Origin of the sequence: Psychrilyobacter piezotolerans (assembly GCF_003391055.1) — a bacterium.
In the GTDB taxonomy this organism is placed as follows: domain Bacteria; phylum Fusobacteriota; class Fusobacteriia; order Fusobacteriales; family Fusobacteriaceae; genus Psychrilyobacter; species Psychrilyobacter piezotolerans.
The window spans coordinates 36,961-58,124 of sequence record NZ_QUAJ01000009.1 but is presented as its reverse complement, the minus strand read 5'-3'; the positions used below and the strand labels follow the sequence as shown (position 1 = coordinate 58,124).

Annotated in this window: 20 protein-coding genes and 1 riboswitch; of the genes, 8 read left to right on the top strand and 12 right to left on the bottom strand. The window is 35.0% G+C overall.

What is annotated here, in order from left to right; genetic code table 11:
• From aspS to megL, 10 genes are all read right to left on the bottom strand, one after another.
• A complete protein-coding gene (gene aspS / locus DYH56_RS06655; protein WP_233500002.1) occupies positions 1-1,785 on the bottom strand; it encodes an aspartate--tRNA ligase in 1,785 nt (594 codons plus the stop codon).
• 545 nt (positions 1,786-2,330) lie between these two features.
• Entirely contained in the window at positions 2,331-3,569 is a 1,239-nt protein-coding gene (gene hisS, locus DYH56_RS06650; RefSeq protein ID WP_114642088.1) for a histidine--tRNA ligase, read from the bottom strand.
• A 22-nt stretch (positions 3,570-3,591) separates the two neighbouring features.
• Complete coding sequence (truB, locus tag DYH56_RS06645; RefSeq protein WP_114642087.1) at positions 3,592-4,452, bottom strand: tRNA pseudouridine(55) synthase TruB; 861 nt, start codon at positions 4,450-4,452, stop codon at positions 3,592-3,594.
• Positions 4,453-4,587: 135 nt separating this feature from the next.
• A complete protein-coding gene (locus DYH56_RS06640; protein WP_114642086.1) occupies positions 4,588-5,223 on the bottom strand; it encodes a hypothetical protein in 636 nt (211 codons plus the stop codon).
• A gap of 48 nt (positions 5,224-5,271) precedes the next feature.
• A complete protein-coding gene (locus DYH56_RS06635) occupies positions 5,272-5,835 on the bottom strand; it encodes a nitroreductase family protein (RefSeq protein ID WP_114642085.1) in 564 nt (187 codons plus the stop codon).
• A 29-nt stretch (positions 5,836-5,864) separates the two neighbouring features.
• Positions 5,865-6,080 (bottom strand): hypothetical protein, encoded by a 216-nt coding sequence (locus DYH56_RS06630; RefSeq protein ID WP_114642084.1) that lies wholly within the window; start codon positions 6,078-6,080, stop codon positions 5,865-5,867.
• Positions 6,046-6,342 (bottom strand): spherulation-specific family 4 protein, encoded by a 297-nt coding sequence (locus DYH56_RS06625; RefSeq protein ID WP_233500004.1) that lies wholly within the window; start codon positions 6,340-6,342, stop codon positions 6,046-6,048. The genes DYH56_RS06630 and DYH56_RS06625 overlap by 35 nt, the downstream gene beginning before the upstream one ends.
• Before the next feature lie 319 nt (positions 6,343-6,661).
• Positions 6,662-7,990: a TldD/PmbA family protein gene (locus DYH56_RS06620; RefSeq protein WP_114642082.1), complete on the bottom strand. Its 1,329-nt coding sequence runs from the start codon at positions 7,988-7,990 to the stop codon at positions 6,662-6,664.
• 2 nt (positions 7,991-7,992) lie between these two features.
• Entirely contained in the window at positions 7,993-9,378 is a 1,386-nt protein-coding gene (locus tag DYH56_RS06615; RefSeq protein ID WP_114642081.1) for a TldD/PmbA family protein, read from the bottom strand.
• A 163-nt stretch (positions 9,379-9,541) separates the two neighbouring features.
• On the bottom strand, positions 9,542-10,732 hold the full coding sequence (megL, locus tag DYH56_RS06610; protein ID WP_114642080.1) for a methionine gamma-lyase: 1,191 nt from the start codon (positions 10,730-10,732) through the stop codon (positions 9,542-9,544).
• 248 nt (positions 10,733-10,980) lie between these two features.
• On the opposite strand from megL, the gene DYH56_RS06605 reads away from it, so the two are divergent.
• The 5 genes from DYH56_RS06605 to DYH56_RS06585 all read left to right on the top strand — a co-directional run bounded on the left by DYH56_RS06605 (position 10,981) and on the right by DYH56_RS06585 (position 14,976).
• Positions 10,981-11,802 carry a peptidoglycan DD-metalloendopeptidase family protein gene (locus DYH56_RS06605; RefSeq protein ID WP_114642079.1) on the top strand — a complete coding sequence of 274 codons (822 nt, stop codon included), beginning with the start codon at positions 10,981-10,983 and terminating at the stop codon, positions 11,800-11,802.
• Between the two features lie 95 nt (positions 11,803-11,897).
• Entirely contained in the window at positions 11,898-12,710 is an 813-nt protein-coding gene (gene yqeB / locus DYH56_RS06600) for a selenium-dependent molybdenum cofactor biosynthesis protein YqeB (RefSeq protein ID WP_114642078.1), read from the top strand.
• Between the two features lie 11 nt (positions 12,711-12,721).
• Positions 12,722-13,531 (top strand): XdhC family protein, encoded by an 810-nt coding sequence (locus DYH56_RS06595; protein ID WP_114642077.1) that lies wholly within the window; start codon positions 12,722-12,724, stop codon positions 13,529-13,531.
• A 10-nt stretch (positions 13,532-13,541) separates the two neighbouring features.
• Complete coding sequence (locus tag DYH56_RS06590) at positions 13,542-14,558, top strand: molybdopterin-binding protein (RefSeq protein WP_114642076.1); 1,017 nt, start codon at positions 13,542-13,544, stop codon at positions 14,556-14,558.
• Positions 14,559-14,628: 70 nt separating this feature from the next.
• On the top strand, positions 14,629-14,976 hold the full coding sequence (locus DYH56_RS06585) for a RidA family protein (RefSeq protein ID WP_114642075.1): 348 nt from the start codon (positions 14,629-14,631) through the stop codon (positions 14,974-14,976).
• A gap of 89 nt (positions 14,977-15,065) precedes the next feature.
• Here DYH56_RS06585 and DYH56_RS06580 read toward each other — a convergent pair whose 3' ends face one another.
• A complete protein-coding gene (locus DYH56_RS06580) occupies positions 15,066-15,932 on the bottom strand; it encodes a LysR family transcriptional regulator (protein WP_114642074.1) in 867 nt (288 codons plus the stop codon).
• Between the two features lie 348 nt (positions 15,933-16,280).
• A riboswitch (cyclic di-GMP riboswitch) is annotated at positions 16,281-16,356 on the top strand.
• Positions 16,357-17,193: 837 nt separating this feature from the next.
• Between DYH56_RS06580 and DYH56_RS06575 the strand changes: the two genes are divergently transcribed.
• The 3 genes from DYH56_RS06575 (at position 17,194) to DYH56_RS06565 (ending at position 19,924) form a co-directional block, all read left to right on the top strand.
• Positions 17,194-18,198, top strand: a complete 1,005-nt coding sequence (locus DYH56_RS06575; RefSeq protein WP_114642073.1) for an energy-coupling factor transporter transmembrane component T family protein — start codon at positions 17,194-17,196, stop codon at positions 18,196-18,198.
• A gap of 368 nt (positions 18,199-18,566) precedes the next feature.
• A complete protein-coding gene (locus DYH56_RS06570; RefSeq protein ID WP_114642072.1) occupies positions 18,567-19,097 on the top strand; it encodes a hypothetical protein in 531 nt (176 codons plus the stop codon).
• 5 nt (positions 19,098-19,102) lie between these two features.
• Entirely contained in the window at positions 19,103-19,924 is an 822-nt protein-coding gene (locus DYH56_RS06565) for a hypothetical protein (RefSeq protein WP_114642071.1), read from the top strand.
• A gap of 165 nt (positions 19,925-20,089) precedes the next feature.
• Here the strand turns inward: DYH56_RS06565 and DYH56_RS06560 are convergent, their stop codons facing one another.
• Positions 20,090-21,097 carry an LPP20 family lipoprotein gene (locus DYH56_RS06560; RefSeq protein ID WP_114642070.1) on the bottom strand — a complete coding sequence of 336 codons (1,008 nt, stop codon included), beginning with the start codon at positions 21,095-21,097 and terminating at the stop codon, positions 20,090-20,092.
• Positions 21,098-21,164 lie beyond the last annotated feature (67 nt).

Sequence of the window (21,164 nt, the reverse complement as noted above, 5' to 3'; positions counted from 1 at the left end):
TTACTTAGTCGCTTCTTCATAAGTACTAGTTAATGACAGCTCTTCTAATTGTTCTATATCTACATTTCCAGGAGCTTCTGTCAACAGACATTGTCCTTTGTTTGTTACCGGGAATGGAATTACGTCTCTTATAGAGTCCTGCTTTAACATTGCCATTAACCATCTGTCCACACCAAATGCTAATCCGCCATGAGGAGGAGCACCGTATTTAAATGCTTCTACGAAGAAACCAAATTTTTCTTTGATCTCAGCTTCAGTTAATCCTAATTGTTCAAATACAACTTTTTGTACTTTTCTATCGTGGATTCTGATACTTCCTCCACCAATTTCGAAACCGTTTAAGATGATATCATAAGAGTTAGTTCTTACTTTATCCATCTGGTCTCCAGCCAAGAACATCTCCATATCCTCTTCTTTGATAGATGTGAATGGGTGATGCTGTGCTTTGTATCTTTCTTCATCTTCACTCCACTCAAACATAGGGAAGTCTACTACCCATAGGAATTTATGGCTGTCTTTATTGATTAATCCCAATTCATTTCCTAATTTTAATCTAAGTGCTCCTAATCCTCCGTAAACTACTTTTGCTTTGTCAGCTAAGATTAATATAACATCTCCTGCCTTTGCTCCTGTAGTCTCTAGGATTTGTGCCATTTCTTCCTCAGAGAAGAACTTAGCAATTGGAGAGTTTACTCCCTCTTCAGTTACTTTGATCCAAGCTAAGCCTTTAGCTCCGAAATAAGTTTTAACATAAGTTTCCAAGTCCCCTAAAACTTTTCTAGAAAAGTTGGTAGCTTGTCCTGGTGCTACGATGGCATTTACTATTCCACCTGAGTTAGCAGTTCCAGAGAACGCCTTAAATCCACAATCTTTCATCATAGAAGTTAGGTCTTTTAATTCTACTCCAAATCTAACATCAGGTTTGTCAGAACCAAATCTGCTCATAGCCTCATGGTATGGCATTTTTTCGAATGAATAGTCAGCTTCTTCACCGGTTACTCTAGTAAATACCTTCTTACATAATCCTTCTACATATTCCATAACATCATCCATTGTTACAAATGACATTTCCATATCTAATTGTAAAAATTCTAATTGTCTGTCTGCTCTCAGATCTTCATCTCTGAAACATTTAGCAATTTGGAAATACTTTTCTACTCCGCCAATCATTAATAATTGCTTGAATAATTGTGGTGATTGAGGTAGTGCATGGAATTTACCTTTATTCATTCTGCTCGGTACTAAGAAATCTCTAGCTCCTTCAGGAGTTGACTTAGTTAGTAGAGGAGTATCTACTTCGATAAATTCACTCTCGTCCATGAATCTTCTGATAGCCATCATCATATCGTGTCTTTTTCTGATATTGTTCATCATAGCAGGTCTTCTGATATCTAAATATCTATATTTTAGTCTTAAATTTTCGTTTACATTGGCATCATCTGATATTTCAAACGGTAATACTTCTGCTGAGTTTAATACTTCTATATTTGTGATGAATACTTCTATATCTCCAGTAGCCATCTTGTCATTTTTAGAAAATCTTTCCTTTACTTCTCCAGTTACTTTTATTACATATTCACTTCTGATCTTAGAGATTATTTCTTTCATCTCTTCTGTAGCATCTTGAGGAACTACTATTTGAGTCACTCCTTCCCTGTCTCTAAGGTCGATAAAAGTTAATCCTCCTAAGTCTCTCTTAGTTGCTACCCAACCAGATAAAGTTACTACTTCACCGATATTTTCTGCTCTTAATTCTCCCAATTTATGGGTTCTGTACATATTCATTCCTATACCTCACTATTTTATATAAAATATTTTTATTTCTATTTTTTTGACGCAGACTAAAGTCTGACTTTAAATTCTTCTTTTTATCACGAATTAAATACTTTACTGCTATTACACAGTTGTCTTTAAAATAATATTTTTGACACAGATTTCTATGGATTAAAAATCTAATTAACACAGATCTAAAATTCTTTTTTCTTGGTTAGAACCTTCTTTTTATTTTGACTTTAATCCTTTTTATACATGTTATTCTAGTATTTAGATTTTAAAAATGAAGTTTATAATCGTTAAGCTTCAGCTGTAGTGTTCCTACAACAACGATCGTGACTTACTCATTAAGACAACATATAAATCTTCTTGATTTTCTTTGGATCTTTTTCTTGCATCAAGGCAAGAAATGATCTCAGTTAAGGGCGAAACCCTTAGAACCTTCTTTTTGTCGCAGATTGTACTGATTAAAAAATCAAGTTTTAATTACTCCAAAGCAATCACTATAGTTTCCTCTTATTCAAGAGGAAATGACAACAAGAAAGGAGTTAAGAGGGTTACACCTTCTCCAATAACTCATCAAATGCAACTACTTCTACATCCCTGCTGCTTAATTCTTTCAATCCCATAGTTCTATTGGCTTTAGATTCCGAGTCGATGATAACTTCCCTTTGAGCTCCTAATTTAAATGCTTTTTTCCTATGAGCATTGGCAGATTTTGGTGCATATTCAATATAAACTTTTACCCCATTATCTCTTAATTTATTGGCAACTAAGAAAGCGTAGTCTATATTTTCTTCCCCCATCCAGCTTATATATATATCGGGAGTATTTACGATTTTATCTTCTCCTAATAACATCATAAGTCTGTCCAGGCCCGATCCAAATCCTACTGCCGGAACTTCCTTATCTCCTAATTGCTTAATTAAGTTATCGTATCTTCCACCACCCAGGACCGTTCCCTGGGAACCTAATTTTTCAGTTATGATCTCAAACACCGTGCTTGAGTAATAATCCAGTCCCCTAACTAATCTCGGGTTTTCTACATATTCCACACCAAACATGTCTAAGTACTCTTTTACAGTCTCATAGTGTGCCTTTTCTTCGGAATTTAAATTATCAGGCAGCATTGGAGCATCTACCGTCAATTCCTGGCAGTTTTTATTCTTACAGTCCAATACTCTAAGGGGGTTAGCTTCATATCTGGTCTGGCAGTCGGTACATAATCCATCTTTTTTAGGAGTAAGGTAGTTTACCAAAATCTCTCTGTATTTTGCTCTTGTTTCATTTCCTCCTACAGAGTTTATGTTAACCTTTAGATCTTCTATACCTAATTTTTCCATCAGTCTGTATCCCATGGATATCACTTCAGCATCTGCCATAGGTGATGCATTTCCCAGGATTTCTACACCAATCTGATAAAATTCCCTGTATCTTCCTGCCTGGGGTCTTTCATATCTGAACATATTGTTGATATAATAATATTTAGTCAGATCTTCCTTGGCATAGGTCTTATTTTCCAGATATGATCTTACTACCGGGGCTGTCCCCTCAGGTCTCAGAGTGATACTTCTGTCTCCACGGTCAGAGAATGTATACATCTCCTTATCTACAATATCCGTCCCTTCCCCTATCCCTCTTTTGAACAGGTCTGTAGATTCAAATGTAGGAGTTATTATCCTTCCAAAACCATAATTTTCCAATAACTCTTTCGCCGTATCTTCTATAAAGTTAAATTTTAGAGCTTCTACATCATAGATATCTCTAGTTCCTCTCATTGCTTTTATCAATTCCATTCTTTCACCTCACAAATTTTGTCTAAAATACTTTCCAGCCTTTTAATCTATTATCAATGACCTCTCCTAAGCCGACAAATTCTCTATTTACATAGATCCTGTATTTGTCATTTGGTTTTTCACACATCACTGTATTTCCATTTAAAAATAATTTTATCTGTTTTTCGTCTTTTATCTCTACTTTTTCAAAGTTAAAGCTGTCTTCTACACTGGTTACGAAAGATAGATCACCTCTTTCTCCCATCTCTTCCATCTGCTCAATGGTAAATCCGTCTTCTACCAGATATTCTCCAACTTTGGTCCTTCTCAGCCCATTCATATGTGCATAGGTCGCCAGTTCTTCCCCCATATCAAAGATCAATGACCTGATATAAGTTCCCTTGGATACTTCACAGTAAAGTTTCCCTGTCTGTGTTTGCTCGTCAAATTCCATCAATTCCAGCTTTGATATTACTACATCTCTGCTTTTTCTTTCAATGACTACCCCTTCACGGGCCAGCTCATAGAGTCTTTTCCCGTTTACTTTCAGTGCAGAATACATAGGAGGAACCTGTTTAATTTCCCCTCTGAATTTAGACAATATATTCTTTACATCTTCAGCAGTTACCCTTACATCACTTCTATCTATAACTTCCCCTTCAGTATCGTAGGTATCTGTTTTTGATCCCAAAATAAAGTCAGCTATATAGGTTTTTTCCTTGGCTTCTATTACATTAGCTAATTTGGTAGCCCTTCCAAGACAGATCACAAGTACTCCTGTTGCCAGGGGATCCAGAGTCCCGGTATGTCCTATTTTTTTCATTTTTAATATTCTTTTCAATTTTCTGATCACATCAAAGGAAGTATATCCTTTTGGTTTATCTACATTAATTAATCCGTTCAATTTTATCCACCCTATATTATTTATTTTCATAACAGTATATCATATTCACTGGCCTTAAACAATCACAGAAATCTTTTCTCAGCCACTGATACCATGAATTTATATCCATTAAATTCAAATTCTTGAAACACATAGTTAGTTTTTCTTTTCTTCTTTTTTCAGTTTTAAAAGATAATCTTCCACATCATACCTCACTTCGATTAATTTACTGCTTCCCATCTCGGACTCTATTTCCACAATCCCCAGTCCTTTTGCAAAATAGATATAGTATTCATCCCCAGCTTTCCTGTACCTTAATTTTACTGCCTCTGTTTCCCCACCCATCAATTCTATCTTTTCATCTACAGATAAGATCTTATATGTAGATTTATCGTCATTTATCCAGGAAATCCCTTTTTTAATAGGTGATCTCAGCAGGATCAAATTATTGTTGGATTTTTCATCTATATAGTCATCTTTTAATTGGTTAGTTTCCCCTTCCCTGTATACCAGCCTGTACCCGTCTTTATTTACACGGTAAACAGCCACCCCCATGGCAGCAGTATCCAGGGTTTTCTTCTGATAAAATTCACCCCTTATCTTATCTATTATTTCTACACTTCCGGCTCCTTCAAATCCTCCATCAAAGATCTTAACCATAGGTTTATTCGGCATATAATCCTTTACCCTCACTTCTCCTGGTTGTTTCGGCCTAATCACATTATAAATTAAAAATATTACCGACAACAAAATTATTATCCTCACAGCTTTTTTATTCAGTCTATTTTTCATAATTTAACCTCCATTTTTTTGTTATCTGGATGCAACATCACGTTGTTTTTATTTTATTCTATTAAAACTTCCCTTTCTCGGTTGTGATTTTAATTTTTCTTTGGCAGGATACCCAAATACTATTCCATGATGCAGTGTATAACCCTTTGGAATTTTTAATAACTTTGCATATTCCTTTTGTTTTTCACCACTGCTCTCAAAGAGTTTGTTTATGAAACCGATCCAGCAGCTTCCTATTCCGATACTTTCTGCTGCCAACCCCATATTTTGACTTACAGCTCCCAAGTCATCAATTGGAGAAAATCCGTCATCGCTATAAGACAGTAAAATTAAAACTGGTGCATCATAAAATGCATCATATTCATTGTTGTTAGCCCATCCAAAATAGAGGGGATCATCGATATTTTTGCACACTTCTTTTGTCTCAAAATTTATTTTTTTCATAATCTCTTTATTTTCTATTATCGTAAAATGCCAAGGTTGTCTATTATGTCCACTGGGAGCCCACATCCCAGCTTCTATTATTTCATTTAATTCGATCTCTGTAATCATCTCTTTCTTATAGGATCTGGTGGTTCTTCTGTCTTTAATTATTTTTAAAATTTCATTCATTGTCTACCTCCATTATTTCTTACAGTATACTATAAGTTTTCCAAAAGTTTCAATGATATAGTATCCCAATTTTTAGAAGTTAAATATATATAGTCCAAATCATATTTTTTATATAAGCTTTTTAACTTTGTTCCATCTATATCCACAGGAGTTGTGTGCAGTAAGACCCCTTTTTTTCCACTATGCAGATCCAGGTTATCCAGATAGTTATCAGGAGATATAAATTTTTTTATAGGTATTTTCAAAAACTATCATAATCACCCCGTCTTTTAAAAATTTTTCATAGTTTTCATCTATATACCCTGCATTGGTAACAATGATTTTATCTCCTATATATTCATAGTAATCCTGATACTTTTTTATCAGCTTTTCACAACTGTCACCACAACTCCCCATCCCTTCATCTAAAAATACCCCCTCTATATTCCACTCATTTTTCCAGAGATCTATATCTTTTCTTACTTCCCTTTCATCCCTGTTTCCATAATCGGTAGATACGTACCCGATGACTTTTCCGCCATTATTCTGTATCTGTTTTATTTTATTCTCTAGCTTTTCAAAATAATATCTATCCTCCCTCCTGCTTATAGGCCCGTTATAATGCCGCCAGTTATCGCAAATAAAAAATAGCAGAGATTTCTCCCTACTATCTATATATACCCTATAATTTTGCTGTTCCCTGCTCTAAATCAGCTATACCAATTTTATCATTAAATATCACAACTAATAACTTAGCCACCAATGAACACCAATTTTTTACTAATAAAATTAATTAGTGTAAATTAGTGGCAAAAAAGTTAAAGGTTTTTAATCTGTGTCTATTTTTTTATTTCCCCGATATACTCAATTCATTTATGAATAATGACGGGGAACCTACCCCGGAATAACCATATTTAAAATCATTTCCAAGATCATTTACATCTTTTAACATCTCAAAGAAGTTCCCTGCAACTGTTATCAGATTGACGGGCAGGTCTAACTTCCCGTCTTTAATTAAAAATCCCCCTGCCTGCAGAGAAAAATCCCCGGTAACCGGATTTAGTCCTGCATGGATTCCCGATAGATCATTTATGTATATTCCATCTCCTACCTTGGCAGTCAGTTCCTCCAAGGAACTTCCCCCGTTCTCAATTGAAAAATTAGTTGGTTTAACTGCTACCAGCCCTTTAAATCCTGCTTTAAATCCATTCCCGGTACTTTCTACCCCGTCTTTTTCAGCTGTTTTTCTGTTGTGTAAGAAAGTTTTTAATCTCCCCCTTTCAACAATAACCTTATCAGATGCAGCTACTCCCTCATCATCAAATGCTGTTGAATTAGGGCCAAAATCAACCAGTGGCTTATCCGTTATGGTGATATTTTCAGAACATACCGGATTCTCCAATTTCCCCTCTAACATCGATAATCCTTTTTGAACATTTTCAGCAGAAAAACTAGAACTCATAGCTCCCAACAGATCAGCTGCAACCTCATTTGAAAGAAGAGTTTTATATTTACCGGAATCAGTTTTCCTTCCTCCCAGTTTATTTGCTGCATTTAAAGCTACCTTTTCAGCAAATTTTTCCACGTCGATACTGTTAATATCATGGGTTAGGATAAAATCACCCCCTGTTGTGACTTCATCACCTTTTTTAGCAGCAGCATAACAGTAAACTAAGATGGTATTTTTCTTTTTCTCTAAATCTAAATTCCTGGAGTTGATTATCTTTGTTTCTGTTTCACTCTCAACAAAAACCAACCTCTGAAGAGTATCTATATTTTCATAACTCCTTACCTTTTCATCTATTTTTTTTAACAGCTCAATCTTAGCGGAAGTTTTTATATTTCTTATATCTTCATTAAATGTCCTTACTTCCGGATAGTTTTTATCCCCTTCAAATAAAGAGAACTCCTCATTTGTTTCTACAATTGAAGCATTTAATATCAACTGGTCCAATAATTTAACTGCACTTTCTTCTGAGATCTCTTCGGTATATACGGACCCTGCTTTCCCATTATATTTCCCCTTTAATGAAATCCCCGAAACATCGGACACTTTATATTCCTCTACCTCTGAGTTAAATAATTTAATTGAAGTAGAACCACTTCTGGAAAAATAAACTTCCAGCTCCTCTATCTTTTTTTCCTTAGCTTTATTAAATAAATTAGTGTAGTCCATAATTATTTCTTCCCTCCTACTGTGATCGATGAAACTCTTATCCTGGGCTGGCCTACATCAGTTGGAATGTGCCCGCTTAATGATCCGCACACTCCCTGGGCACAGGACAGGTTATCTCCTACCATATCGATCTTGTGTAAAATTTCGGGACCGCTTCCAATTAGAGTAGCCCCCTTTACAGGAGTAGTTATCTTCCCATCTTCTATCAGGTAGCCTTCCCTTACTGAGAAATTAAAATCACCGGTTGTAGTATTTACACTTCCGCCCCCCATTGATTTTGCGTATAACCCAAATTTTACATCTTTTAACATCTCTTCTAAAGTAGAAGTTCCAGGTGCAATAAATGTGTTTGTCATCCTGGAAGTCGGAGCAAACTTATACGATTCTCTTCTACCGGAACCAGATGACTTTCCTTCCATCCTTCTACCTCCTAATTTATCTATCATATACCCCTGCAGTATCCCGTCTTTTATCAGGATATTTTTTTGAGCTCTATGACCTTCATCATCTATATTTAGAGATCCCCATCCATTGGCAATAGTCCCGTCATCGATGGCAGTCACACAGCTGCTGGCTATCTTTTCTCCAATTTTATCTGTAAAAACAGACAATTTTTTAGCAACAGATGTAGCTTCCAGCCCATGCCCGCAGGCTTCATGGAATATCACACCGCCAAACCCATTTTCCATGATAACTGTCATCTCTTTACTGGGAGCATCCTCAGCAGATAACAGTGTTACAGCCTGCCTGGCTGCTTCTTTTGCAGCTTCTGCTACATCCACATCTTCACTATAAAACTCAAACCCTTTCTGTCCACCTGGAGCAGATGAACCAGTTTGTACATTTTCTCCATCCTTTGCAATACACTCCACTCTTAACCTGGTATGAACCCTGGTGTCACTCCTATTTAATCCCTCTGAATTAATTATTTTAATATTCTGCACAGTATCAAAATACGAGGCTTCTACCTGGCTGATCTTTTCATCATATTCTCTGGCTGCCTTGTCTACTTTTTTTAATAATGCCACTTTTTCTTCTACAGGCACCGTGTCCGGCATCCTCCTGATCTTATGTTTATTTTCTTCAACTTCAGGTTTTCCTAACCTTCCCTCCACCGAGTTTTCTTTTTTTTCCAATGAATCAGCTAATTTTTTCGTGATTAAAAGTAAGTTCTCATCACTTAAATTATTTGTATACCCATAAACTGCATTTGATCTGTCTAAAATCCTGACTCCAACTCCAAAATCACTTCCAGAAAGTACTTTCTCTATCTTTTGTGATGATAAAGTAAGTGAAAATGTATCTTTTTTTTCAAAAAAAATCTCGGCAAAATCACCGCTGACCAAAGCTGTTTTAAAGATCTTTTTAATAATCTCCCTGCTTAACATAATATCCTCCTATTAATATCTTAATTGATTTAATTTTAACAGTTATTCATAAAAAGCAACGTGACGTTGCATCCAATTAATCATAATCAATGTTTTTATAAACTTTAATTTCCTAGATAATAATAAAAAGCAGCAGAGTTTCCCCCGCCACCTTAAAATAATTTTATAATCTTGCCAATCCCTGCTCTAAATCTGCTATAATATCATCTGCATCTTCCAGCCCTACAGATATTCTAACCAATCCCTCAGTTATTCCTGCTGCTGCTCTCTCTTCCACTGTATATGGAGAATGAGTCATAGATGCCGGATGCTGGATTAAAGTTTCTGTATCCCCTAAACTTACTGCTAAAGTGCACAAATCTAAACTGTTTAATAATTTTTTCCCTGCTTCCAATCCACCCTTTACATCAAAGGCAATTATCCCCCCGAATCCATCCATCTGTTCCCTTGCTATTTCATGTCCTTCATGAGATACAAGACCCGGATAATATACTTTTTCCACCATAGAATTAGCATCCAGGAATTTTGCTACCTTATATGCATTACTGCAATGTCTTGCCATTCTGAGTTCTAAAGTCTTCATTCCTCTGATCATAAGGAAAGCATCTTGCGGGCTGAGAACCGAACCGGTCATATCCTTTACACCTACTAATCTTATCTGGGTTACTGTATCTAAATCTCCTGCTACGAATCCAGCTACTACGTCTCCGTGTCCGTTTAAATATTTAGTTGCTGAATGAATTACCAGGTCAGCCCCGAATTCTAATGGTCTTTGAAGATATGGTGTTGCAAATGTATTATCTACAACTACCCTGGTTCCTTGAGTTTTATGTGCGATTTCACAAACAGCCTTGATATCTACAATTTTTAAATTAGGGTTTGCCGGTGTTTCTAAATAAACTATCTTAGTATTTGGTCTCATAGCTTTTTTTACAGCTTCCAAATCAGAAGTATCCACAAATTCTACATCGATCCCAAATTTAGTCAGTCCATGACTGAAGTAAGCATAAGTACACCCGTATAAAGTTTTGTCTGCCAATAGGTGGTCTCCAGATTTAAGCAGTGTCCACATTGTAGAAGAGATAGCTCCCATTCCAGAACTGGTAGCTAACGCAGCTTCTGCTCCTTCCAATAATGCCAATTTTCTCTCCACAACACTTGATGTAGGGTTTCCCAATCTTGAATATATATATCCGGCTTCTTCTAAAGCAAACCTTCTACCGCCTTGTTCTGCCGTATCAAATACAAAGGTGGAACTCTGGTATATTGGTGTAGTTAATGTCCCAAATGGATTTTTTTCTGCTCCTCCATGTATTGCTTTTGTTCCAAATCCTTTTTCCTCGATTTCCTTCATTTTAAGCCCCCTTAAAAAATGTTATTTCAGCCTACCACATTTATACAACACTTCCTGAAGAAAAGCAATTTTTTTAAAACAGCCCCAAAAAAGAAACAAAATTAACACCATTTTAATAAAACAGGTACTTCTTTCTAAAAAGTTCAATATTTTTCCTTCATTTGTTTACACAAAGTAATGAAATAGAGTATAATTTTAATAACTATTATTTTTTAATCTAATATAAAATTTTAACCTTAGGAGAGTTTATGAGACCTATACAAAAGATGTTTTTTATAATAATAACTTCGGTTATCTTAATTTCATGTTCCAACAGTAAATATCATACAGTAAAAAAAGGGGATACACTCTATTCAATTGCCCAAAAAAGAGATGTTCCAGTCCCGGAATTAAAGGATATAAATAACTTAGAAAGCAATTTATTATACTCGGGTCAAAAGATATACCTTAAACCCTCTAAAAATTACAAAGGCAGCTATCATATGGTGAGATCAGGGGATACACTCTATAGTATCTCAAAAAAATATGACGTAAAAGTTGATCATTTGAAAAAAATAAACGATTTAAAAAATAACACCCTCTATAAAGGGGATAAAATATACCTGGGAAAAATGGTAAATAAGGGAGATCTAAATTTCAGTTCCAGTTCCACTACAACATATAAAAATAATTCTAAAGACTCTATTTTAAAAAACTTTGGGCAGCCCCTAAAGACCATGACCATAAACAGCCCCTACGGGTACAGGGATCACCCTGTTTTAGGCAGAAGAATACTGCATACAGGAGTAGATTTAAAAGCCTCTACAAATACCCCTGTATACTCTCCCTACAGCGGAATAGTCACCTATGCCGGCTGGATGAACGGGTATGGAAAGATCATCATTATAGACAACGGAAATAACTATGAAACAAGATTTGCACACCTCAATAGAATCCTGGTAAAAAAAGGACAAACTGTAAAAAAAGGAAAGGTTCTGGCTAAATCCGGGAAGACGGGCAGAGTCACCGGTCCCCATCTGCACTATGAGATCAGGTATAAAAATCAATCCATGAACCCGATGAAATTTTAGGTTTCTTATAATTTCCCAAAATATAAAAAAGGAGACTCCTATTATTTAGGAGTTTATTTTTTAAAATAACTTAAAAATAGAAAATAGGAGGAACAATGTCTGAGCTGATAATAGTAAGGGGCGGAGGAGACATAGCTTCCGGTGTGATCCAGAAATTTCATAGGAGCGGATTTAGAGTCGTAGTTTTAGAGACAGAAAACCCGTCTTTTATAAGGAGAACTGTCTGTTATGGAGAAGCCGTATACCAAAAAGAACTGATCTTAGAAGAAAGTAAGGCTGTGCTGGCTCACGGGATAGATGAGGTCGATAAAATATTGGATAGAGGAGATATCGCTGTAATTGTGGATCCCTATGGTGACACAATAAAAAAATTAAAGCCATTGGCTGTAATCGATGCTATCCTGGCTAAAAAAAACCTGGGAACAGATATCCATATGGCTCCTATTACTGTGGGGCTTGGCCCTGGTTTCACGGCAGGAAAAGATGTGGATGTTGCCATCGAAACAATGCGCGGCCACGACCTGGGACGATTGATTTTTTCCGGGGAAGCCAGGAAGAACACCGGAGTTCCGGGAGTCATAAAGGGCTATGGACGGGAAAGGGTTATCTACAGTGAAGCCCATGGAATTATTAAAAACATCAAAGGTATTGGAGATTTCGTGGAAAAAGACGAAGTCCTTGCTCTCATAGGAGATATAGAGGTGAGATCACCCCTGACCGGAATTTTAAGGGGTCTTATAAGGGATGGATACAGAGTTCCTAAAGGGTTTAAGATAGGAGATGTGGATCCCCGTAAAGATCAGCAGCAGAATTGCTATACAATATCGGATAAAGCCAGAAACATCGGCGGTTCAGCTCTGGAAGCAGTTCTATACCTGAGGAGAAAGCAGGAACAAGTTAGAATTTAAAAGGAGGGAAGATGGAAGGAAAAATCATGCTGGAAATAGCCAAAAGGATAGATAGGGGTGAAAAAGCAGCTCTGGTAACTCTCACAGGTGTAGACGGGTCCAGCCCCGGCAAATCAGGCAGTATCATGGGAGTTTTTTTTGACCACACAACTTTAGGTACCATAGGTGGCGGAAACCTGGAATTCCAGGTGATTAATTCTGCTATAGAAGCTATGAAAATCGGTGAAAACAGGGAGTTTGAATTTACATTGGCAGCAGAGGGCAGTCTGGATATGATCTGCGGTGGAAAGGTCAGGGGATATATCAAGGTTTTCCAGAGGAGGAGAAAGCTGGTTATAGCTGGAGGAGGACATCTTGGAGTAGACCTCTATAAACTGGGTAAATATCTCAATATGTACACTGTCATAATAGATGACAGAGAGGAATATGTAAATGAAGAAAGGTTTCCTGAAGCCGATGAACTCCTCTGTGGAGATATAGGAGAGATATTAAAAAATTATTCACTGGATGAGGGATCCTATCTGGTTATCGTAACCCGTGGACACCTGGGTGACAAGGATGCATTAAAGGCTGTGGTAGGACGAAAGATCGCCTATGCAGGTATGATCGGGAGCCGAAAAAAAGTAGTTGAAAGTTACAGAGATCTAATGGATGAAGGAGTAGATAAAGAGGATCTCTTAAAGATCTATTCTCCTGTGGGGCTGGATATATCAAATGGAGACCCTGCTGAAATTGCTCTGGGAATAATGGCAGAAATCCTCCAAGTAAAAAATAACGGAACAGGAAAACATATGAGGGAAGTGAAAGTCATAATATTATAGGAGTGGAGTTATGAAAAGGATAGATACTAAAGATGCAGTGGGCCATGTTATTTCCCACGATATAACAGAGATAATTCCAGGAAAATTTAAGGGAAGAGCCTTTAAGAAGGGTCATATAATTAAAGAAGAAGATATAGAAAAACTCCTAAGATTAGGTAAGGAACATATATATATATTTGAAATTAAAGAAGATGAACTTCATGAAAATGATGCCGCATTAATTTTAGGAAAGATCGGCTGTGGAGAGTATGTATATTTAAGTGAAGAAATAAAAGAGGGAAAGATAGATTTTTATGCAGAAGTTGACGGACTTCTCAAGGTAGACAAAGAAAAGCTCTTTGAACTGAATATGCTGGGCCAGATCTCCTTTGCTACATTACCTGAAAATATTCCTGTAAAAAAAGGAGAGAAGATCGCCGGAGCAAGGGTGATCCCCCTCATTATAAAAAAAGCAAAGATGGAGTCAGCTGCACAAATAACATCTCATAAATTAATAGATGTAAAACAGTTTAAAAAGATGAAAATCGGTATAGTAACCACAGGGAGCGAGATCTACCATAAAAGGATAGTAGATAAATTCGGACCTGTAGTTGAAAAAAAAGTGACTGAATATAACTGTGATGTGATCGGTCAGATTGTGGTAACAGATGATAAAGAGATGATAAAGGATGCAATTAAAACCCATATAAATAATAAAGCAGATATGGTAATATGTACAGGTGGTATGTCTGTAGATCCAGACGACCTTACACCCAGCTCTATAATTGAGTTGGGAGGAGAATTGGTAAGTTATGGGTCCCCGGTACTTCCCGGATCCATGTTTCTCCTTTCATATTTGGATGAAATCCCAATCATGGGACTTCCCGGCTGTGTGATGTACTGTAAAAAAACTGTATTTGACCTGGTCTTACCCAGAGTTCTCAGTGGGGAAAAACTCAGTATGGAAGATATCATGAGGTATGGTCATGGTGGTCTTTGCCAGGACTGCGATATATGCAGATATCCAAATTGCAGTTTTGGTAAATAAGAGATAAGTAACAACTTTAGTTTGTATAAACAGACTGAAGATAAAAATAAATTAAAAGGTGGAGAAGAAGATGGAAATCAAAAGATATGAAACACAGAAAAGAATGAGCAGAGCAGTAGTACACAACAATACCGTATACCTATGCGGGCAGGTAGCCAAGGATTCTACTAAGGATATGAAAGAACAAACAATTACAACACTTGAAAAAATAGAAGAATTATTAGCCAGCGTAGGATCAAATAAGGATAAAATATTATCTGCTACAATCTATGTTAAGGATATGGCATTATTTCAAGATATGAATGAAGTTTGGGATAACTGGGTAAATGAAGGTTTTGCCCCTGCCAGAGCATGTGTAGAAGCAAAAATGGCCAGAGAAGAATTATTGGTAGAAGTTTCTGTCGTAGCAGCAGTATAGTACTATAAAAAGAGGCTGGTCAGCCTCTTTTTTTTTAACTACCAATATAGAAACTAACTGAGTGTATCCATAGAGCAGAATCGCAGTCGTTATTCTTTAAAATTCAACAAAAATGTTTCTGCCACCTGGGATAGGGGACGATTCTTTACCCAGACAATAACAGTTTGAGTTTCTAATTCACTCTCCTCTATTATTATCGACTTCAAATTTTTATTGGGCATAAGTTTAGCTGCACTTTTTGGAACTATTCCTATTCCCATCCCGGTATATGTCCATAGAAGGATAGATTTATTGTCCTCCCCCTCACAGATAATAGTAGGCTGGAATCCAACTTGATGACAGCTGGAAGTGATCAGATTTTCAAATCTTTTATCTAAGATCAGAGGCTTATCCTTTAGATCTTTTAAAGATATTGATTTAGGAGAATCGGGAAAAAACAGATCCTCCCTAACTACGGCAACCATAGGTTCCTTAGGCAGGTATATAAGATTAAAATTCTCAGTATTAAATGGTGTTCTGACTATTCCAATCTCAATCATCCCATTATTTAACAGGTCTAAAATTTTATATGTATTTCCTTCCTTCATTTGAAAATTAATCTCGGGATATTCCTTATAGAAATTATGAATTTGTTCTGGCAGAAGAATGGCTCCTGAAGACGAAACAAATCCAATGGAAAGAATTCCCTTACCTCCTAAATTTAAATTCTTAATCTCCTTTACAGAAGTTTCCATAAGTTCAATGATCTGTTTGGCACGATGCTGTAATAATTTTCCGGCTTCAGTAAGTTTCATCTTACGGGTGCTTCTTTCTAACAGAGTTACTCCTAATTCTTCCTCCAATAATTTTAGCTGCTGACTCAGTGGCGGCTGGGAAATATATAGTTTTTTTGCTGCCTTAGTTATATTTCTTGTCTCTGCGATAGCTAAAAAATATTTTAATTGTCTTATATCCATATTAATTCTCCCTTCTACCTAGGTTTTTTTATTTATACCCATATCATATTAATGTGACATCTTTAATATCTTTTTATTTTATATATATTTTTAGTATAATTATATCAAATAACTACCTGAATGAGAAGAGGGATCGAAATCATGAGGATGGCAGTAAAGTTTCAAAATCCTGGCTGTAAGTACAATAAGGCTCATGGGGAAGAAAAACTTATTAAGCTAAACTATAAAAAATTATAATTGTCAGATATTGTAAAAGTTGACAACAAAAAGAAAATGTTCTACTCTATAAAGAAATAGTTAAAAACACTTCACTTTTAATTAAAAAACAACAATTTTTTAATTAAAAATTAAAAATATTGGCAAAACAGGGGAAATCCTGTGACGCAAAGCTATAGGACCTTTAAAATGGCAGCCAGTTGCAGATCTTTTGGGGTCTGTATTTTTTTGTATCGAGGAGAGTCTACCCGCAAGGGGCATCACCAAAACTCTAGAATTTTTTCAAAATCAAGAATATTGCGTCAGAAGGTTCCAAAGTTTCTGCTTTTCTTTCCTCTATTTCTTTTTCAGATAAAAAGTAAATAGAGTCTGTTAAGGGTGACACCCTTAGATTTTAGTTTTTTTTTATTTTGATTCACGAGTACAAAAATCTAAGGAAATCTCTGTAATCTGCGACAAAAATAAAATTCTAAAGAGTCCCTCTTTAATACGGGTTCATTTCTTGTATTGACACAAGAAACGAACCAAAGAAAGTCAAGAAGTTTATAATTGTCTTGGTGGGCAGATGCCATGAATCTCCGTTTCTTAGTGAGATGCCTGACGGACATGGTGGGTTCGACGAAACTCGCTAGATGATTACTGAGAAGTAGGACGACTATAAACTTCGATTAAAATATAAAATTCTTTCTCCCTTTGAGGGAAAGAGAGTAAGAGAGAGGGTCTGATGACTATAAACTTTAAAAATATCTGTAATACATTTAACTTTCTTTATTAAGTGATATCGAAAGTTAATATTCGTATAAGTTCTGTGTAATCTACAGGAATATTGAGATTGTAATTTCAAACAATCTCTAATATCTGACTAAGTTCAACTACAGAGTTATATTCATAACTCTAAGTTTCAGTTATGCGACTGAAAAAAGATTCTTTGTGTAATTCTTTATTTCTTTTCTCAGTGATGAAGAATCAAAGGTTTTTAAATCTACTCAGTGGATTTCAATATAAAATGAAACTTTTAAGGAAAGATCAAAAATAGGAGGCAAATATGGAAATAAAAAAAATTAAAGAACTATTAAAAAACACTGGTGGAAAATCAATTATATTGGCGGTGATTTATTCTGTCTTACTGATTATTTTTCCCAATATACTGTTCCCATTTATTTTGTTAGTTATTCCTATGTTTATATTTTTTTCATGGAAAACTATCAAAAGTAAAGATTTTACTATGATAGTTAAGTTTATTTTACCATTTTTATTTATGTTTTTGTTTTACAAATCATATCATTCAATGGGAAAAAAACCTATAGGAGTCAATCTTTTCCATCCTCTCGTTAAAGAACGAGTGGAAAAACATTTTAAGGAAAAATATGACTTTGATTTCGTAGTAACTAGAATTTATTACAATTATTACGGAGATGAAGCTCATGGTATGAAATGGTATCCAGCTATAGGAGGATATCTAAAACATGATAAAAAATTCCCCGTAGGAGTATGGATAAGGGATGGAGAGATAGTCGATAACTACAGAAGGGTAATTTTTTATAGGGAAGTCGATAAATTCTATGAAAAGATGATCAGTAAACATTTTTCTTGGAAATATTCTCCAGAGATAAGTATCACGATTAGCGAAAAATGGATGGTTGATTCCTATAAGGAACTCTTAAAAAAGAAATTTAAAGATAATCGTATAGAAATAATGATTTTTTCCGATAAAGAGGACTTGAAGAAGAAAAAAATATCCAAAGAAGAATACCTTAAAACTATCAAAGGATTCGTGAAAGAATTTTCGAAATATAATAATCATATCGATAGATTTTTCTTACGATTCGATAACACTCTTCTTGAAGAGGAAACAGATAAAATGTTGGTTATACAAAAAAATGCCTTTAGGGATGCTAAAGATGGTAAAAAATATGAAATTACTAAAAGAGATTATAAGAAAGGGATTAGAAATGAAAATTATTATTATACCATGGATAAAATCTATGAAGAAATAGATCGTTTGAGTAGTGAAAATGAAAATATTTTCAGTGATTTTGAAAATTATTAAAGGAGGGAAAATTAAATAAATCATATGATAGCACTTTTATAGCTCTATCTCATTATACAAGGGTGGAACCCTTAGATTTTAATTTTTTTCTATTTAGATTCACAAGTATCAAAATTAGATGTAAATCAACCTAATTTTAAATGTGACTTGATCTGAGAAACAGAACCAAAGAAGTTTAAGAAGATTCTTACTCCTCCTTCTTATGGTTTCTCTCAAATTAGAGAAACCGAAGCTATAACCATCTTGTCTTAGCAGAGTAAGTCACAATCGTTGTTGTAGGAACAGTACTGCCGAAGCTGAACGACTATAAACTTCGATTTAAAAGTGGGCAAATCCGTGGTAAAAAAATTGATAGGAGAAGAAATAATATGGAAACTTCAAATACGGGAACCAACGGGAAAAAGAGTATTGAAGAAATACTCAAAAAAGACCGTGTAATAAGAAAATTGCTGGATAAAGATGAGGTAGTGGAATATATATCCTATAAAAAAGGGACAGTTTATAAATTAATAGCCGGATTTATGATTTTAATTGGAATCTATGTTATTTTTACACTTAGAAAATTTATTTTAGATGGAGAGTGGGGAATTCTGCTTGTTTTAGCTTTTTATTTTTTATGGCCTTTAAATCAAATTATAGAAGGCTGGATCAGTAAAATGGTAATAACTGATAAAGGTGTAATAATCAGGAATGCTTTTAGATTTTTTTCATATAAATTTTATTACTCAGAAATAAAAAATGCTTCGTATCAAGGTTTAAATTATACTCCTCAAGTAATAATAATGTTACAGAACAAAAAATCTGAATATAAAGCATACTCTCTTTTATCCAGCCTCACTGCAGATGAAGCAAAGACAATCGCATTTAAAATTGAAAGTAAACTGAAAGGAAGGGAGTGATAGTTATGAGATACAGGCTTAAAGATAATGAAGCGATAATACATGAAAATGAAAATACAATTCTAACAGACAGAAATATCGTCAAAGAATCGGGCAGATTTTTAAAGAAAAAAACAATGATAAAACTGGGTGATATCAGAAAAAAGAGGATCGAAAAAAATAATATCATCATATCTATCATGAGAAACAGAAAGACAAGGGAAATATATTTCATGTTTTCAGAGGATAGTATAGAGGAAGTATTTAATAAGCTGGGGAAGCTCGTAACGATATGTAAGGAAAATACCTACAGAACAACTACATCCAAATATCTAGAGGATCTGATAGATGAAGATGATAATCCCTATCAATATAAATATAGAAAAAAGAAAGTTATTATCTGGGGGATACCACTGTTTTTATTTTTTTCTTTCATATTTATACTTATGATACTCTATTCAATGATTGAAACAGGTATAACCTTTCCTGGATTTTTTTTGATTTATGCCTCGCATTACGCAGCACATTCATATTTTTATTATCTCTTCAATAGACTTATTTTTTTAGAGAATGATGTCATATATAGAACATTTTATCTATTCAGATACAGAAGATTAAATATAAAAAAAAATGTAATGTTTATAACACCTCGTCGTCATATTGCAGGTGTGTTTGTCAGAATAAGGTTTCGTGATAAAATATTAAAAAGATGGGTTTCCATTCCCAAAGGGGTTTTTGCTGTAGATCCGATGGATCTTGATGAATTTGAAAAAATTGTTACAAAATCATTAAAATATAAAAAAGTTCCACTACAATCTCATTACACATATGAAATTTATAAAAATTAATTCGGGAGGATGATGAATGTGGCTGGACCTTATTCAGAAAGAGTTCATTATGAAGGTGAGTATAACGGAGTTTTATATACAAAAGAAAATCTATCTTTGAAAAACTTAAAAATAAGATAAATATAAAAAATGAGTGGTTTCCCACTCATTTTTTAGTTTATAAGATTACTTTATAAGTGATTTCTCTAATTTATCCTTCATCTGCTCAAATCCGTTTTTCACTGCTTTTTCATAGGCAGCTTCCTGTGAATTTTCATCGGTTCCCACTCCGGTAGCACTGATGGTGAGTAAATTTTCTACTTTTTTCTTATTATACAGTTCCACTGTGATATTCAGTGTCGTTACAAAAGATTCCGGGGTAATCATTTTCTTATTGTAGAGAACTGCAGGCGTAGTAGATGTATGATTGCTGTTTAATACAACTTTCACCAGGGTATTAACTGTGGAATCATTCTCACTGCTGACAGCTACCTTATCGTCATTTTCACGGGATATGGAAGCTAACATAGTATTGAAATAATTATCAAAATACTCCTTGGAACCTCCGTTAAATTTTCCGCTGCTCTTAATATACAGGATATTTACGCCGCTATAAAGGCTGTCGCTGCTAATTTTTTTCTCCACCGCTTGGAGATCATTTTTTATCTGAGTCTTTGTATAGGGCAGGTTGTAAATTTTGGTACTTCCCAGGATAACAGCCACATTTCTATATGAATCAAACTCCTCATAACTTTTTAAAGCACTGGTTAAGTAGTTCTTTTTAAGGTTCAAATCTTCTGTCTGGGAAAACTGGTTATAGTTGCTGTTTATCAGACCCCTGAGTTCATTGGCTTTTTTCTCATATAGAGATATCTTGGATTCATCTAAGGTAGCAGTAGCTGTATACTTTGATCTAAACCATTTTTTCTTGACTTTGAAGTCTACACCTAGGATATTCGTTTCTGAAATGGTAGATATTCCAGATGAAACCTCTCTATTTGACTGCCCGTTAGTCAGGCTTTCGTTGCTGGTAAAGTTACTCCTGATGGTCACCTGTATCTGGTTAGACAGGTCTGCTAAGGCTTCTTTTTTTGCCGTCACCTCGCTGTTACCCATCCCTACTCCCTCCAAAGTCTTAGAAAAACTTGAGACGGTCATAATAACTCCCAAAAGTAATATTATTAATTTTTTCATGCTCTTTCCTCCTAATCGTCTATTGGCGAAATTTAAAACCTTTTTTGCCACTAAGACCAATTTTTGA